A 14471-nucleotide genomic window follows, 5' to 3' on the forward strand; every position below is an offset into this window, starting at 1 on the left:
ACTCTGTGCGCCGGCGGGGATCGTGACCGGCCCCAACGGGTACGCGCCGGAGCTGTGATTGACTGTCCGACGGGGGCAGGAGGGAGGCGGTCGTGCAGCTGCCGGCAGTGCTCGGTGAGCCGATCCGGTTCGTGCTGAACTGGGGGCGCCGCTACTCGCTCTGGGTTTTCAACTTCGGTCTGGCCTGCTGTGCCATCGAGTTCATCGCCACCAGCATGGGTCGACACGACTTCATCCGACTCGGCGTGATCCCGTTCGCCCACGGCCCCCGCCAGGCCGACCTGATGGTGGTCTCCGGCACGGTGACCGACAAGATGGCCCCGGCGATCAAGCGGCTCTACGACCAGATGCCCGAGCCGAAGTACGTCATCTCGTTCGGCGCCTGTTCCAACTGCGGCGGCCCCTACTGGGATTCGTACTCGGTGACAAAGGGTGTCGACCAGCTCATCCCGGTCGACGTGTATGTGCCCGGCTGCCCGCCCCGGCCGGAGGCGCTGCTGCACGGCATCCTGCGCCTGCAAGAGAAGATCGCCGCCGAGCAGTCCGGCATCGGCGGTGTACCGCAACGGGACGTGCTGGCCGCGCCGCTGGACGCCCCGCCCCGCGAAGCCGCCGCGCCACGCTCGGTCGACTCGCTCACCGCCCCACCGGTACGCCCACCCACCGCGAGCTGAGGGCGGTGGGCCGCCACCGACGGCGCGCCCAGCCGCCGCGCAGCATGATCGATGGTTGAGCCGTTCGCCACCCGGTTGTGGACCCGCCGCACTAGCCTGCGCACTATGAGCAGCTCAGCGGACCAGCGGTCCACCCACATCGTCGACGTGCTCACCGAGGAGTTCGGCGCGTCGATGGCGATCGACCCGGCCGCCTTCCGCCGCAAGTTCCGCAAGATGGCGGCTTCGCCGTTCGCCTTCTACCGGGGCAGCGCCGCGCTGTTCTACGCCGACCAGCTCGGCGACTTCGCCGACGACCGGTTCTCCGACGAGCAGACCAGCAGGGTGTGGATCCACGGTGACCTGCACGCGGAGAACTTCGGCACCTACATGAACGCCTCCGGGCAGCTGGTGTTCAACGTCAACGACTTCGACGAGGCGTACGTCGGGCCGTTCACCTGGGACCTGCGCCGGCTCGCGGCCAGCGTGGCGCTGCTCGGCTACGGCAAGGCGCTCTCCGACACTGCCATCGGGGAGCTGGTGGCCGGGTTCGCCCGGTCGTACCTGACCGAGCTGCGGGCCATCGCCGCCGGTGGTGACGACGCGATCGGTTCGATCACCCTGGACAACGCCGACGGGGTGCTGCGCCGGGTGCTGCAACGGGCCCGGCTCAACACCCGCGTCGACCTCCTCGCCGCGCAGACCACCATCGACAACTACGAGCGACGCTTCTCCATCGGCGACGGGGTCTTCGAGATCGACGACGCCACGCGGGACCTGGTCAGCGCCGCCTTCCAGGACTACCTCGGCACGCTGCCGACCGCCTCGACGCAGCTCCGCCCGGTGGCGGCGCGGATCAAGGACGTGGTGCTTCGCAAGGGCGTGGGCATCGGCTCGGCCGGGCTGCCGTCGTACAACCTGCTGCTGGAGGGGCATACCCAGGCGCTGGAGAACGACGTCGTCATCTACATGAAGCAGGCGCAAGTGCCGGCCGTGGCGCGGTACGTCACCGACGAGTCGGTCCGCGGCTACTTCCAGCACCAGGGGCACCGCACCGCCGAGTCGCAGCGGGCGTTGCAGGCGCACGCCGACCCGTGGCTGGGCTTCACCGAGCTGAACGGGACCGGTCAGCTGGTCGCCGAGGTCTCTCCGTACGCCGCCGATCTGGACTGGTCGGACGTGAACGAGCCGGAGGAACTGACCGGCGTTCTCGTCGACCTTGGCCGGGCGGTGGCCCGGATGCACTCGGTCGCCGACGACGAATCCAGTCACGACCTGGTGGACTACTCGACCGAGGAGGCGATCGTCGCTGCTGTGGACGCCGACGAGGCGGGCTTCGTCGGCCACCTGGTGGATTTCGCGCACGCGTACGGGGTGCGCGCTCGCCAGGACCACCAGCTCTTCGTCGATCTGTTCCGCAACGGTCGACTGCCGGGCATCTGAGCGGGCGCGGCGTCGCTCAGGATGCGAACTCCAGCACCACCTTGATGTCGTCCGGCCCGGGGGTGTACGCGTCGGCGTACCGGTTCACCGGCACCCGCCGGGTGATCAGCGACTCCAGCCAGACCTGGTCGGCGCGGGCGAGTGCCTGCGCTGCCATGTTCCAGTGCCGCCGGTTGGCGTTCACCGAGCCGAACACCACGTTGTTCTCCAGCACCAGCGCCCGGTTGAGTGCCCCGGCGTCGAAGTCGATGCTCCGGCCACCGCTGGACACCCCGGCCAGGCAGACGATCCCGGTCGGCGCCGCCTTGCACATCACGTCGAGGACGACAGTGGGAGCGCCGGTGCACTCGATCACCACGTCCGGCTCGAAGGGCAGGTCGTTGACCGGCACCGTGTGGTAGGTGGCGCCGAGACCGGCGACCAGCTCCGGCTTCGGTCCCTCGGTGTTCCGGTCCAGCACGTGGACGGTGAGCCCGCGCTGGGTGCCGAGCAACGCGGCCAGCAACCCGATCGGTCCGGCCCCGGTCACCAGGACGGTCTGCGGCTGCCATTCGGCCCGGTGCCCGATCCGCTCGATGTGGTCCCAGGCCTTCGCCACCACACTTGTCGGCTCCAACAGCACGCCCACCTGGGCCAGCGCCGGGTCGAGCCCGACCGCGAATTGCGGCTCGACCCGCCAGCGATCCCGGGCGAACCCGGCCAGGCCCTTGATGCCGTGTTCGGTGTACTGCCCGTTGCGGCACATGTCCCACTCGCCGACCGCGCAGTTCGAGCAGGGCACCGGGTCGGGGTACCGGACGATCCCGGCCACCAGGTCACCGGGTTGCAGGGTGCCGCTGGAATCCTCGATCACCCGGCCCAGTGACTCGTGCCCGATGACCAGTCGGTCGGCACCCGGGGGGGCCTCGCCGTACTCCCCGGCGATGATCTCGTGGTCGGTGCCGCAGATCCCCACCGCCAGCGCCTCGACCAGGACAGAGCCCTCCTCGGCAGCCGGCTCGGGCTGATCCTCGACGAGGCTCAGCGAGTTGGCTACCCCAGGTCTCACCGTCACAGCGCGCACACCCTCATCTTTCCCCGTCGAGGCGTGCGCCGCGTCCAAAGCCGGCAGATCGCTGGGCATCGGCGGCGGCCAGGCGCGGGCCCGGCCGGCACTAGGATCAGCGGCATGACTCCCGAAGAGGTCGGCGCTCGACTGGTCGCGCTGCTCGCGCCGGTTGAGGCGACCCCGTCGGTCTCCGGCGGGCAACGGTTCGCCCGGGCCACAGTCGATGTGCCGCCCGCGAGTTGGCTGCCAGCGGTTTCCGCCGCCCGTGACGACGCCGACCTGGCCTGCGACTTCTTCGACTGGCTGTCCGCCGTCGACGAGTTGACCGAGGGCTTCGACGTGGTGGCGCATCTCTGGTCGACGCGACTACGGCACGGCCTGCTGCTCCGTACCCGGTTGCCGCGCGGCACACCCACTGTCGCCTCGGTGGTCGACGTCTACCCCGGTGCCGCCTGGCACGAGCGGGAGACGCACGAGATGTTCGGCATCGACTTCGCCGGGCATGGAGAGTTGCTGCCGCTGCTGCTGCCTCCGGAGTTCGAGGGCCACCCGCTGCGCAAGGAGTTCGTGCTGGCTTCGCGGGTGGCGAAGCCCTGGCCGGGCGCGAAGGAGCCGGGCGAGTCCGAGGCCGGCGGCGGGCGTCGACCGATCCGCCCGCCGGGCGTTCCCGCTCCGGGTGAGTGGGGTTCCACGCCCACCCCGGCCGGCGCCGGTGGGGTGGGGGAGGGCCCGCGTGGCGGCACCCCGGCCAGACCGGCCCGTGAGCGTCCGGCGCGGCCCGCCCCGGGGGCCCGTCCGGCGCGTACTCCCCGGCCGGCCGGCGCCGCCGACGGCCCGGCCCCAGTCGCCGAGACCGTGCCCGGCGCGGCCGCACCTGACCAGCCCGACGCCGGCCCGGCTGCTGAGACCGTGCCCGGCGTTGGCCCTGCCGACCAGACCGCGCCCGACGCGGCCGCATCGGACACGCCTGGCGAGGGCCCGGCCGCATCGGGTGGCGAGCCGAGCGCGGACCCGCCGGGCCGCGCTGGCCGGGGCGACCACGACGGGGGTACGGCCTGATGCCGCTCTGGGTGGAGTTGGTGCTCCGGATCGGCGGCGTGCTGGTCGCGTTCCTCACCCTGCCGTTGCTCGTCGGCCAGGCCGAGCACAAGGTGATGGCGCACATGCAGGGCCGGCTCGGCCCGATGTACGCGGGCGGCTTCCACGGCTGGGCGCAGCTGGTGGCCGACGGGGTCAAGTTCGTGCAGAAGGAGGACATCACGCCGCGCGAGGCGGACCGGGCGGTGTTCCGTTTGGCGCCGGCGGTGGCCCTGGTGCCCTACCTGCTGGTGTTGCTGGTCATTCCGCTCGGTCCGAACGACCTGGTCGGGCAGCCGTTGGACATCGGCCTCTTCTTCGTGCTGGCCGTGGTCGGCGTCGGGGTGGTGGCGGTGCTGATGTCGGCGTGGGCGTCGGCCAACAAGTACAGCCTGCTGGGCGGGTTGCGCGGGGCGGCCCAGTTGCTCGGTTACGAGCTGCCGCTGGTGCTGGCCGCCGCGTCGGTGGCGATGGCGGCCGGCACGCTCAGCCTGTCGGGCATCGTCGAGGCGTGGCAGCCGTGGTGGTTGCTCTGGCAGGCACCCGCGATGATCATTTTCTTCGTCGCCGGGCTGGCCGAGATTCGCCGGCCGCCGTTCGACATGCCGGTGGCCGACTCGGAGCTGGTCTTCGGCTACATGACCGAGTACACCGGTCTGCGGTTCGCGTTCTTCCTGCTCGCCGAGTACGTCGGCATCGTGGTGATCGCCGCGCTGACCACTGTGCTGTTCCTGGGTGGTTGGCAGGGCCCGTTCGCCGACGACCAACTGGGCTGGCTCTGGACGCTGCTCAAGATCTTCGCGGTGTCCTTCGTGATCATCTGGCTCCGGGTGTCCTACCCCCGGCTACGCGAGGACCAGCTACAACGCCTCTGCTGGCTGGTCCTCGTCCCCGCCGCCCTAGCCCAACTGGTCCTAACCGCAGCCGTCCGCATAGCCCTGTAGCCCCCCGCGACCGCCCCGCCCCGCGACCGCCCCGCCCCGCGACCGCCCCGCCCCGCGACCGCCCCGCACTGCGCCGATCATGGAGTTATGGTGCCCGAAAACTAGCGGACAGCGCCGTTTGTCACCCACCACAACTCCATGATCGACGCGGAGCAGGCGGGGCTGGGCGAGGGCGGGCGGGTCAGCGCAGCGGGGTGTGTGCGGGGTCTACCAGCTCGGCGGGGGGTGGGGGCGGGGTGCCGTCGCCGAAGGGGCGGCCACCCAGCGCTTCCCGGCCATGCGGGAGGAGCCAGTTGGACAGGTCGGGGCCGAGCGGCACGATCCCGGTCGGGTTGATGTCGCGGTGCACCTCGTAGTAGTGCCGCTTGATGTGGTCGAAGTCGATGGTGTCGCCGAAGCCCGGAGTCTGGAACAGGTCCCGGGCGTACGCCCACAGCACCGGCATCTCGCTCAGCTTCTGCCTGTTGCACTTGAAGTGGCCGTGGTAGACCGGATCGAAGCGGACCAGCGTGGTGAACAGCCGCACGTCGGCCTCGGTGATGGTGTCGCCAACCAGGTAGCGCTGGTCGGTCAACCGCTCGGTGAGCCAGTCCAGCCGGTCGAAGAGCTGGTGGTACGCCTTGTCGTACGCCTCCTGGTTGCCCGCGAACCCGCACCGGTAGACGCCGTTGTTGACGTCCCGGAACACCACGGCGTTGACCTCGTCTATCTGCTCCCGCAGGTGCTCGGGGTAGAGCTGCGGGGCGCCCTCGCGGTGATACGCCCTCCACTGCGTGGACAGGTCCAGGCTCATCTGCGCGTAGTCGTTGGTCACCACCTGCCCGGTCGGCACGTCCACGATCGCCGGCACTGTGATGCCGCGCTCGTAGCCGGGGAAACGCTTGAAGTACGCCTCCTGGATGCGCTCGATGCCGAGCACCGGGTCCCGGCCGTCCGGGTCGAGATCGAAGGTCCAGCTCCGGGCGTCGTGGGTCGGGCCGGCCACCGCCATCGAGATGGCGTCCTCCAGACCGAGCAACCGCCGAACGATGATCAGTCGGTTGGCCCACGGGCAGGCCCGGCTGACCGCCAGCCGGTACCGGCCCGGCTCGACCGGATAGCCGTTGCGCCCGTCCTCGGTGATCCGGGTGGCGATGTACCGCTGGTCGCGGGTGAACTCGCCGCCCGGCTCGACGTACTTGCCGCCTTTTTCCTCGCCCACGTCGCCCTCCCGGTCTGGTCAGTGTCTCTACCCCATCCTCGCGGATCTACGGCGCACAGTGGTCCCGGATACCCTGCCGGCATGACGGACGTGGAGGCGGCAGCCCGGCGGTTCATCGCCGATGTGTGGAATGCCCGCCGGGAGGAGTCGGCGTACGAGCTGGTCGCCGAGGAGTGCCCGGGGCTGGGCGGCACCGGGCCGGAGGCGGTGTTGGCCTGGCACCGCGAGCGTCGGGCGGCCTTCCCGGACCTCCGCTACAAGATTGTCGACGTGGTGGCGGCCGGCGAGCGGGTGGCCGTGCACTGGCGGGCCGCCGGCACCCACGCCGGGCAGTTCGGGCCGGTGCCGCCGACCGGGCAGGTGGTCAGCTACTCGGGGGCGACGTTCCTGCGCTTCGACGCGGCGGGCCGGATCGTCGAGGTGTGGAGCTGCAACGAACTGTTCCAGTTGCTGCAACAACTCGGCGTCGAGATGCTCCCACCGGCCGTCGTCAGCGGACCCGGGGCGTGATCCGGCTGATCCACAGGTGACGTGCTCCTCAGGTAAGCCCTGGGGCCGTCGACCTGTGGGTGGTGGTCGCGCGCGCCGTGGCCACAGGGCAGGATGGTCGACATGAGCGACCCCAGCGAGCGCGGCGACACCAGCGAACGCGGCCTTCCCGGCGCGGGCCTGGTGAAAGGGCTGGCGGTCACCCTCAAGACGATGACCAGCCGTTCGACCACCCAGCAGTACCCGGACACGGCTCCTGACCTGCCGCCGCGCTCGCGCGGCGTGATCGCCCTGTCCGAGGAGAACTGCACGGTCTGCATGCTCTGCGCCCGTGAATGTCCGGACTGGTGCATCTACATCGACTCGCACAAGGAGGAGGTGGTGGTGCCCGGCGCCGCCCGCCCCCGCCAGCGCAACGTGCTCGACAAGTTCGACATCGACTTCTCGCTCTGCATGTACTGCGGCATCTGCATCGAGGTCTGCCCGTTCGACGCGCTCTACTGGTCGCCGGAGTTCGAGTACGCCGAGTACGACATCAAGGACCTGCTGCACGACAAGGACCACCTCGGTCAGTGGATGGCAACCGTCCCGCCGCCGCCCGCCCACGACCCGAACGGCGAACCGGCCAAGGAGGAAACCTCCGCCGCGCGCAAGGCGGCCGCCGCACGTCCCGCTCCGGCAGCGGTACGCCCCGACGCCGACCAGGACCCGGCGTCGTGAGCGCCCGAGCCGGAAGGGCGCCCCGGTGACCGGGGCGGACGTGCTGCTGCTCGCCCTCGGCGCGGTGGCGGTCGGTGCCGGCGTGTTGGTGGTGACCACGAAACACCTGGTCCGGGCCGGGCTTTACCTGGTGGTGTGCCTGGGCGCGTTGGCAGGTGACTTCCTGGTGCTCAGCGCCGAGCTGGTGGCCTGGGTGCAGGTGCTGATCTACGTGGGCGCGGTGGTGGTCCTGCTGCTGTTCGCGGTGATGCTGACCCGGGCCCCGATCGGTGCCTCCGACGATTTGGACCGGCCCGGGTGGCCGGCCGCGCTGATCGGTGGCGGCGCGGGGCTGGGGCTGACCGCCCTGCTGGTCGACGCGTACCGCTGGAGCACCGTCACCTTGCCTGACGCCGGCACGGCCGAGCGGCTGGGTGAGCAGATCTTCCAATCCTGGGTGCTGCCGTTCGAGGTGCTCTCGGTGCTGCTGCTCTCCGCGCTGGTGGGCGCGATCGTGCTGTCCCGGCCGGACATCGGCCGAGCCGCCCCGCAACGCGACGGCACGGCAGCCGACCTGGTCGACAGCGAGCCCGGGGGGCGCCGGTGAGGCCGGTCATCCCGTACGTCACCGCCGCGCTGCTGTTCGGCCTCGGCGTGTACGGCGTACTGCGCCGCCGCAACGCGGTGCTGGTGCTGATGTCGGTCGAGTTGATGCTCAACGCGGTCAACCTGATCCTGGTCACCGCGGACACCACCGCCCGCGCCGTGCTCCCGCACTCGGGGCAGGTCTTCGCGCTGTTCGTCATCGTCCTCGCCGCCGCCGAGATCGGGGTGGGGCTGGCGATCGTCCTTCAGCTCTACCGGCTGCGGGCGACAGTCGCCGTGGATGACGTGCCGTTGACCGAGTCGCCGGATCCCGTCGGTGGGCGCGAGCCGGCCGTCCTGGACGCGGAGGCGGGCCGGTGATCGGGTTGCTCGGGGCGCTGCTGCCCGCCGTGCCGCTGGCTGCCGGGCTGATCGGTCTGCTGCTGCCACCGGCCCCTCGGCGGGACGGCGCGACCGGCGGCGACCGGGCCCGGACGGCAGCTGTGACGCTCGGCGTCCTCGGTGCGGCCGGCGCGCTGGCGCTGGCCGTGGCGCTGCTGCTCACTGTCGACGGGCCGACGGAGACGTCGGCCACCTGGGTCGACTTCGGCGGGCTGGCGGTGACCCTCGGCGTACGGCTGGACGGCGCGGCCGCGCTGGTAGCGGTGGCCGTCACCGCTGTCGCCCTGGCCGTGCAGGTCTACTCGATCGGCTACCTGCGGCGCGGTCCCCACGACGACGTCGACGTGGACCACCGCTACCCGCCCTACGCCGCCCAGATCAGCCTCTTCACCGGTGCCATGCTGCTGGTGGTGGTCGCCGGTGACCTGATCATGCTGTTGGTCGGCTGGGAGGTGATGGGCCTCTGCTCGTACCTTCTGATCGCCCACGACCGCCGACTGGCCGGCGCCCCCGCCGCCGCCATGAAGGCGTTCCTGGTGACCCGGGTCGGTGACGTCGGTTTCCTGCTCGGCATCGCACTGCTGGGTGTGTCGACTGGCAGCTTCCGGATCGCCGACGTGCTCGCCCACGACCACTCCGGCGCCACGTTGACCGCCGCTGGCCTGCTGCTGCTCGCCGGTGTGGCCGGCAAGAGCGCGCAGTTTCCGCTGCACACCTGGCTGCCGGACGCGATGGCCGGCCCGACTCCGATCTCCGCGTTGATCCACGCCGCGACGATGGTCGCCGCCGGGGTGTACACGGTGGCTCGGCTCTACCCGCTCTTCACCGCCGCGCCGGTAACGCTGACCGTGCTGGGGGTGCTCGGCGCGATCACGCTGCTGCTCGGCGCGCTCGCCGCCACCGCCCAGGACGACATCAAACGCGTGCTGGCCTGGTCGACGGTGTCCCAACTGGGTTACATGACCGGCGCGCTGGCGGTCGGCTCACCGTCGGCCGCGCTGTTCCACCTGCTCACCCATGCCGCCTTCAAGGCGCTGCTGTTCCTCGCCGCCGGCGCGGTGATCCACGCCGTCGGCACCACACTGATGTCGGAGATGGGCGGGCTGCGGCGCAGCATGCCGGTGACGTTCTGGTGCACTGTGGTGGGCCTGGGCGCGCTGGCCGGGGTGCCGCCGTTGGCCGGTTTCTGGAGCAAGGACGGCGTACTGACGGTCGCCGAGTCGGCAGCGCTGGAGGGCACCGGCGCGGCCCCGTCCTGGGTGGGCTGGATCGTCTGGGTCGCCGGGCTGGTCGGCGTGGCGGTCACCGCCTGGTACGCAGGCCGCCTGCTGCTGCGCGCCTTCTTCGGCTCCCCGCGCCTGCCCCTGGTCCGGCCGCACGACCCGCCGGCGGTGCTGCGCTGGCCGGTGCTGCTGCTGGCCGTGCCCGCCGCGCTGCTCGGTCTGGCCGGGTTCCTCGGGGCGTTCGCCGACCGCCTGCGGTTCCCCACCGTCCCGGTGGCGGGCTCCGAGGACGGCCTGGTCCACCTGGGGCCAGGGGTGCTGCTGCCGCTCGCGTTCCTGCTGCTCGGCGCCGCGCTGGTGACGCTGGGCTGGCGGCGCGACCCGACCGCCGATCCGGCCGCCGCGCTGGGTCCGCTGCGGCCGGTCTTCGCCAGCGCGTTCCGGCTCGACGACGTCCAGCACACACTCGTGGTACGCCCCGTCCGCGCGCTGGCCCGCGCCGCGCGCACGAGTGACGAGGTGGTGGTGGACGGCGCGGTCGAGGGCAGTGGACGCGCCGCGTCCGGTCTGGGCGCGGGGCTGGCCGCGCTGCACCGCGCGGCGCTGCCCCGGGCCGCCGCCGGCGTCCTGGCCGGCGGGCTGCTGATCGGCCTGGCCGCCGCCCTGGTTGGAGGAGTCCGATGAGCCTCGGTCAGGGGTTGCTGGTCGCTGTTCTGGCGGTGCCGGCGCTGGGTGCGGTAGCGGTGGCGGCGACGCCCCGGGACCGGGCGGCCCGGTTGATCGGCACTGTCGCGGCGGCGTTGACCCTGCTGGCCGCGGTGCCGCTGGTGTTCGGCGGTCGAGGCTGGGTCGCCTGGTCGGCGGACGCGCCGGCGGTGCGCCCGTGGCACCAACTGGACCTGCCCTGGGTGCCCGGTCTGGAGTTGCGCTTCCACCTCGGCGTCGACGGCATCTCCTGGCCGCTGGTGGTGTTGACCGCGCTGCTCACGTTGCTCTGCTGCGCGTACACGATGTGGCGGGTGCCGGACGGCGGCAGCGGCCGTGCGCTCGTCGCGCTGCTGTTGGTGGTCGAGGTGGGCATCCTGGGCACCTTCCTCGCCCTGGACCTGGTGTTGTTCTTCCTCTTCTTCGAGGTCGTCCTGCTGCCGATGTACGCGATCATCGCCGGCTGGGGTGGCGCGGACCGGCGTCGGGCGGCCCGGAAGTTCGCGCTCTACACGCTGTTCGGCTCGGTGCTGCTGCTGGTCGGCGTGTACGTCGTGGTCGCCGCCGCCGGCACCGCCGACCTGGTGACGCTGACCGGTGGCGCGGGGATGTCCAGGGGCACCCAGTTGGCAGCGTTCACACTGCTCGCGTTGGCGTTCGCTGTGAAGAGCCCGCTGTGGCCCTTGCACTCCTGGCTGCCCGACGCGCACACCCAGGCACCCACTGTGGGCAGTGTGGTGTTGGCCGGTGTGCTGCTCAAGATGGGCACCTACGGCCTGATCCGGGTCGCGGTGGGGGTGGCGCCGGAGGGCGCCCGTTGGGCGGCGCCGGTGCTCGGCGTGCTCGCCGTCGCCGCGATCCTGATCGGTTCGCTGGTCTGCCTGGCCCAGTCGGACGTGAAGCGGCTCATCGCGTACTCCAGCGTGGGGCACATGGGTTTCGTGCTGCTGGGCGTCGCCACGCTGACCGCCACCGGCATCCAGGCGGCGTTGATCGGCAACGTCGCGCACGGTGTGATCACTGGCCTGCTGTTCTTCCTGGCCGGGGCGGTGAAGGACCGTACCGGCACCGGCACCCTCGCCGAACTGTCCGGGCTGCGGGAGACAGCGCCCCGGTTGGCGGGTCTGCTCGCGTTCGCGGCGATCGCGTCGCTGGGCCTGCCCGGGCTGGCCGGCTTCTGGGGCGAGGCGTTCGCGGTGATCGCCGCCGTGCAGGTGGGCGGTCCGCTCTGGACCACGCTCGGGGTGCTGGCGGCGGTCGGTGGGGCGCTCACCGCCGCGTACTTCCTGCGGTTGCTGCGCCAGGTCACCCACAACCGGCCGAGCCCCGCCGTCGGTCCGGTCGGCCCCGGCCTGGCCGGTGCGGAGTTGACCGCCTGGGTGCCGCTGGTGCTGCTCGCGTTGGCCATCGGGTTGGCGCCGACGCTGGTCCTCGGCGTCGCCGAGGCCCCCGTCGACGCCCTGATCGGGGTGGTCAAACCATGAACGTCGTGCAGAGCGTGGACAGCGTCGCGCTGCTGCCGGCCTACCTGGCCGCCGGCACGGCCGTGCTCGTGCTCATCACGGACCTGCTCGTGGCCCGACCACGGGCCACCATCGCGGTGGCCGCGCTCGGCGCGCTCGGCACCGCCGTCGGCTCCGCGCTGGTCGGGGCGGGTGCGGAGCGGCGGACGTTCTGCGTGGGCGCCGACTGCTCCTGGATCTTCGGCGGTCGGGCGGCCCTGATCGGCGTGGTGGTCGCGCTGCTCACCCTCGGAGTGCTCGGGCTGTCGGTGCCCGCGCTACGGGCCGGGCGGTCACCGGTCGGGGAGTACGCCTTTCTGCTGGCCTGCTCGATGACCGGCGGCGTGGTGCTCGGCGCGGCCGGCGACCTGATCACGCTTATCGTCGCCCTGGAGACGCTGACCCTGCCGCTGTACGTGCTGGTCGGCCTGCGCCGGGGGAGTCTCGCGAGCGCCGAGGCGGCGGTGACCTTCTTCGTGGTCAGCGTGGTGGCGACAACGCTGACACTGCTCGGCGCGGCGCTGCTGTACGCGGTGACCGGTGGGCTGCACCTGGACCGGCTCGGCGCGTTGCTCGCCGAGCAGCCGGAGCTGCGGGACCTGCCGTTGACCACCGCCGCGGTGGCGGTGCTGCTGGTCGGCCTGGCCTTCAAGGTGGCGGCAGTGCCGTTCCACGCCTGGGCGCCGGCCACCTACGACGGCGCGCCGCTGCCGGTGGCCGCGTACCTGTCCACCGCGTCGAAGCTGGGCGGCCTGGTCGCCCTGCTCGCCGTGGTGCAACGGGCGCTGCCGGCGGACCAGACCGGTCCGGTGCTCGCCCTGCTCGCCGTGCTCACCATGACCGTCGGCAACCTGGTCGCCCTGCGTCAGCGGCGGACCGTCCGGCTGCTCGCCTGGTCGTCAGTCGCGCAGGCCGGGTACATCCTCGCCCCGCTGGGAGCGTTGGCGCTGGCCGCCGGGCGCACGGACGAGGCACGGTCCGCCGCGTACGCGGCCGCCGTGGCGTACGCCGTCTTCTTCGTGGTGTTGGAGTTGGCGGCGTTCGCCGGAGTGACAGCGCTGCGGCCGGCGGGTGCGGACGGCGGCACGTTGGACGACCTGCGTGGGGCAGCCCGGCGGCACCCGTGGCGAGCTGCGGCTTTCGGTCTCGCGCTGGTGGGTCTGGCTGGTCTGCCGCCGGGTCTGGCTGGCCTGTTCGCGAAGGTGACAGTGGTCCGGGCGCTGCTCGACGGTGGCGCGGCCTGGCTGGCACTGGTGGTGGCGCTGAACGCCGTGATCGGGCTCGCCTACTACCTGCGGGTGACCGCCGCGCTCTGGGCGCCGACGACGACTCCCGGCCCGGCCGCGGCGCTCGCTGGTGGCGGAGCGTTGGGCGTACCCGTGGTGGGTGTGGTGGCGGTGGTGCTGGCGGTGGCGACGGTGGCCGCCGTGGTGCTCGGCGTCGCCCCGCAGCTGGTGCTCGACCTGGCCGGCCGCTGACCCCACCTGGGCCCCGGTCTCAGTCAACTCTCAGCGTTGAGACGGATGGTTGGCGGGTACCGGGTTGTTGGACCGGTCAGCGGATCCCGGCGATCCGTGCACCGAAGGAGACATCGTGCACCACAACCGTCTGAAGACCGCAGCGCTGCTCGGTCTGCTCAGCGCCCTGATCCTGGCGGTGGGCTACTGGTTCGGCGGCAGCGGCGGCCTGGTCATCGCCGTCGTCGTGTCTCTGGTCATGAACGGCGTCACCTACTTCTACTCCGACAAGCTCGCACTGCGCTCGATGGGGGCGCAACCGGTCACCGAGGCGCAGTTCCCCGAGCTGTACCGGATGGTCCGGGAGTTGGCCACCGATGCCCAGCAGCCGATGCCTCGGCTCTACGTCAGCCCCACCGCGCAGCCCAACGCGTTCGCCACCGGTCGCAACCCGCAGCACGCGGCCGTCTGCGTGACCCAGGGCATCACCGAGATCCTCGACTACCGTGAGCTGCGCGGCGTGATCGGGCACGAGCTGTCGCACGTCTACAACCGGGACATCCTGATCTCCAGCGTGGCGGCCGGCCTGGCCAGCATCATCACCCTGCTGGCGAACCTCGCCTTCTTCATCCCGCTGGGCGGCGGGGACGACGAGGACCGACCCAACCCGGCTGTGCTGCTGCTCACCCTGATCCTGGGCCCGATCGCGGCCACAGTGATCCAGCTGGCGATCAGCCGGAGCCGCGAGTTCCAGGCGGACGCCTCCGGCGCCGAGCTGAGCCGCGACCCGCTGGCCCTGGCCAGCGCGCTCCGCAAGATCGACGCGGTGGCCCGGCGTCGGCCGTTGCCGGCCCAGGGCCAGCTCACCAGCACCGCCCACCTCATGATCGCCAACCCGTTCCGGGGTGGCGGCATGGCGGCGCTCTTCTCCACCCACCCCAAGATGGAGGACCGCGTCGCCCGGCTGGAGCAGATGGCCCGCAACGCGGGGCCGGTGCAGTTCCAGCGCTGATCCGCTGATCCACCGCCTCCGCCCGTACCCG

Annotated in this window: 13 protein-coding genes and 1 pseudogene; 12 read left to right on the forward strand and 2 right to left on the reverse strand. The window is 71.9% G+C overall.

Going from position 1 to position 14471, the window contains the following annotated elements:
• Positions 1-92 precede the first annotated feature (92 nt).
• Both ACLJOK_RS28860 and ACLJOK_RS28865 read left to right on the forward strand, forming a co-directional pair.
• Positions 93-674: an NADH-quinone oxidoreductase subunit B gene (locus ACLJOK_RS28860; protein ID WP_091402527.1), complete on the forward strand. Its 582-nt coding sequence runs from the start codon at positions 93-95 to the stop codon at positions 672-674.
• A gap of 105 nt (positions 675-779) precedes the next feature.
• Entirely contained in the window at positions 780-2096 is a 1317-nt protein-coding gene (locus tag ACLJOK_RS28865) for a DUF2252 domain-containing protein (protein ID WP_410821746.1), read from the forward strand.
• A 16-nt stretch (positions 2097-2112) separates the two neighbouring features.
• Here the strand turns inward: ACLJOK_RS28865 and ACLJOK_RS28870 are convergent, their stop codons facing one another.
• Positions 2113-3159, reverse strand: a complete 1047-nt coding sequence (locus ACLJOK_RS28870; protein ID WP_410821747.1) for a glucose 1-dehydrogenase — start codon at positions 3157-3159, stop codon at positions 2113-2115.
• A 105-nt stretch (positions 3160-3264) separates the two neighbouring features.
• On the opposite strand from ACLJOK_RS28870, the pseudogene ACLJOK_RS28875 reads away from it, so the two are divergent.
• Positions 3265-3861, forward strand: a pseudogene (locus ACLJOK_RS28875) (NADH-quinone oxidoreductase subunit C); the annotation flags it as partial.
• A 341-nt stretch (positions 3862-4202) separates the two neighbouring features.
• Entirely contained in the window at positions 4203-5165 is a 963-nt protein-coding gene (locus ACLJOK_RS28880; RefSeq protein WP_410821748.1) for a complex I subunit 1/NuoH family protein, read from the forward strand.
• Between the two features lie 181 nt (positions 5166-5346).
• On the opposite strand, the gene ACLJOK_RS28885 is transcribed toward ACLJOK_RS28880, so the two are convergent.
• Entirely contained in the window at positions 5347-6366 is a 1020-nt protein-coding gene (locus tag ACLJOK_RS28885; RefSeq protein ID WP_410821749.1) for a glutathione S-transferase family protein, read from the reverse strand.
• Between the two features lie 81 nt (positions 6367-6447).
• Here ACLJOK_RS28885 and ACLJOK_RS28890 point away from each other — a divergent pair, with 81 nt between their 5' ends.
• From ACLJOK_RS28890 to htpX, 8 genes are all read left to right on the forward strand, one after another.
• Positions 6448-6876 (forward strand): ester cyclase, encoded by a 429-nt coding sequence (locus ACLJOK_RS28890; protein WP_410821750.1) that lies wholly within the window; start codon positions 6448-6450, stop codon positions 6874-6876.
• A 93-nt stretch (positions 6877-6969) separates the two neighbouring features.
• The gene (locus ACLJOK_RS28895; protein WP_238679536.1) at positions 6970-7575 is read left to right on the forward strand and encodes a NuoI/complex I 23 kDa subunit family protein; all 606 of its coding nucleotides are present in this window, start codon (positions 6970-6972) and stop codon (positions 7573-7575) included.
• A gap of 25 nt (positions 7576-7600) precedes the next feature.
• On the forward strand, positions 7601-8161 hold the full coding sequence (locus ACLJOK_RS28900) for an NADH-quinone oxidoreductase subunit J (protein ID WP_354946510.1): 561 nt from the start codon (positions 7601-7603) through the stop codon (positions 8159-8161).
• Positions 8158-8520, forward strand: coding sequence for an NADH-quinone oxidoreductase subunit NuoK (gene nuoK, locus ACLJOK_RS28905; RefSeq protein ID WP_410821751.1), 363 nt, complete (start codon positions 8158-8160; stop codon positions 8518-8520). Before ACLJOK_RS28900 ends, nuoK begins: the two co-directional genes overlap by 4 nt.
• Complete coding sequence (locus ACLJOK_RS28910; RefSeq protein WP_410821752.1) at positions 8517-10448, forward strand: NADH-quinone oxidoreductase subunit L; 1932 nt, start codon at positions 8517-8519, stop codon at positions 10446-10448. The genes nuoK and ACLJOK_RS28910 overlap by 4 nt, the downstream gene beginning before the upstream one ends.
• The gene (locus ACLJOK_RS28915; RefSeq protein ID WP_410821753.1) at positions 10445-11953 is read left to right on the forward strand and encodes a complex I subunit 4 family protein; all 1509 of its coding nucleotides are present in this window, start codon (positions 10445-10447) and stop codon (positions 11951-11953) included. The genes ACLJOK_RS28910 and ACLJOK_RS28915 overlap by 4 nt, the downstream gene beginning before the upstream one ends.
• The gene (locus ACLJOK_RS28920; protein ID WP_410821754.1) at positions 11950-13449 is read left to right on the forward strand and encodes an NADH-quinone oxidoreductase subunit N; all 1500 of its coding nucleotides are present in this window, start codon (positions 11950-11952) and stop codon (positions 13447-13449) included. Before ACLJOK_RS28915 ends, ACLJOK_RS28920 begins: the two co-directional genes overlap by 4 nt.
• 115 nt (positions 13450-13564) lie before the next feature.
• Positions 13565-14440, forward strand: a complete 876-nt coding sequence (htpX, locus tag ACLJOK_RS28925; protein WP_410821755.1) for a zinc metalloprotease HtpX — start codon at positions 13565-13567, stop codon at positions 14438-14440.
• The last annotated feature ends 31 nt before the right edge of the window (positions 14441-14471 follow it).

Source organism: Micromonospora sp. 050-3 (assembly GCF_046549335.1).
In the GTDB taxonomy this organism is placed as follows: Bacteria; Actinomycetota; Actinomycetes; order Mycobacteriales; family Micromonosporaceae; genus Micromonospora; species Micromonospora trifolii.

Coding starts and splice junctions, on each gene's coding strand:
- ACLJOK_RS28865 (WP_410821746.1), top strand. CDS start 780: ATGAGCAGCTCAGCGGACCAGCGGTCCACCCACATCGTCGACGTGCTC.
- ACLJOK_RS28880 (WP_410821748.1), top strand. CDS start 4,203: ATGCCGCTCTGGGTGGAGTTGGTGCTCCGGATCGGCGGCGTGCTGGTC.
- ACLJOK_RS28890 (WP_410821750.1), top strand. CDS start 6,448: ATGACGGACGTGGAGGCGGCAGCCCGGCGGTTCATCGCCGATGTGTGG.
- ACLJOK_RS28895 (WP_238679536.1), top strand. CDS start 6,970: ATGGTCGACATGAGCGACCCCAGCGAGCGCGGCGACACCAGCGAACGC.
- ACLJOK_RS28915 (WP_410821753.1), top strand. CDS start 10,445: ATGAGCCTCGGTCAGGGGTTGCTGGTCGCTGTTCTGGCGGTGCCGGCG.
- ACLJOK_RS28920 (WP_410821754.1), top strand. CDS start 11,950: ATGAACGTCGTGCAGAGCGTGGACAGCGTCGCGCTGCTGCCGGCCTAC.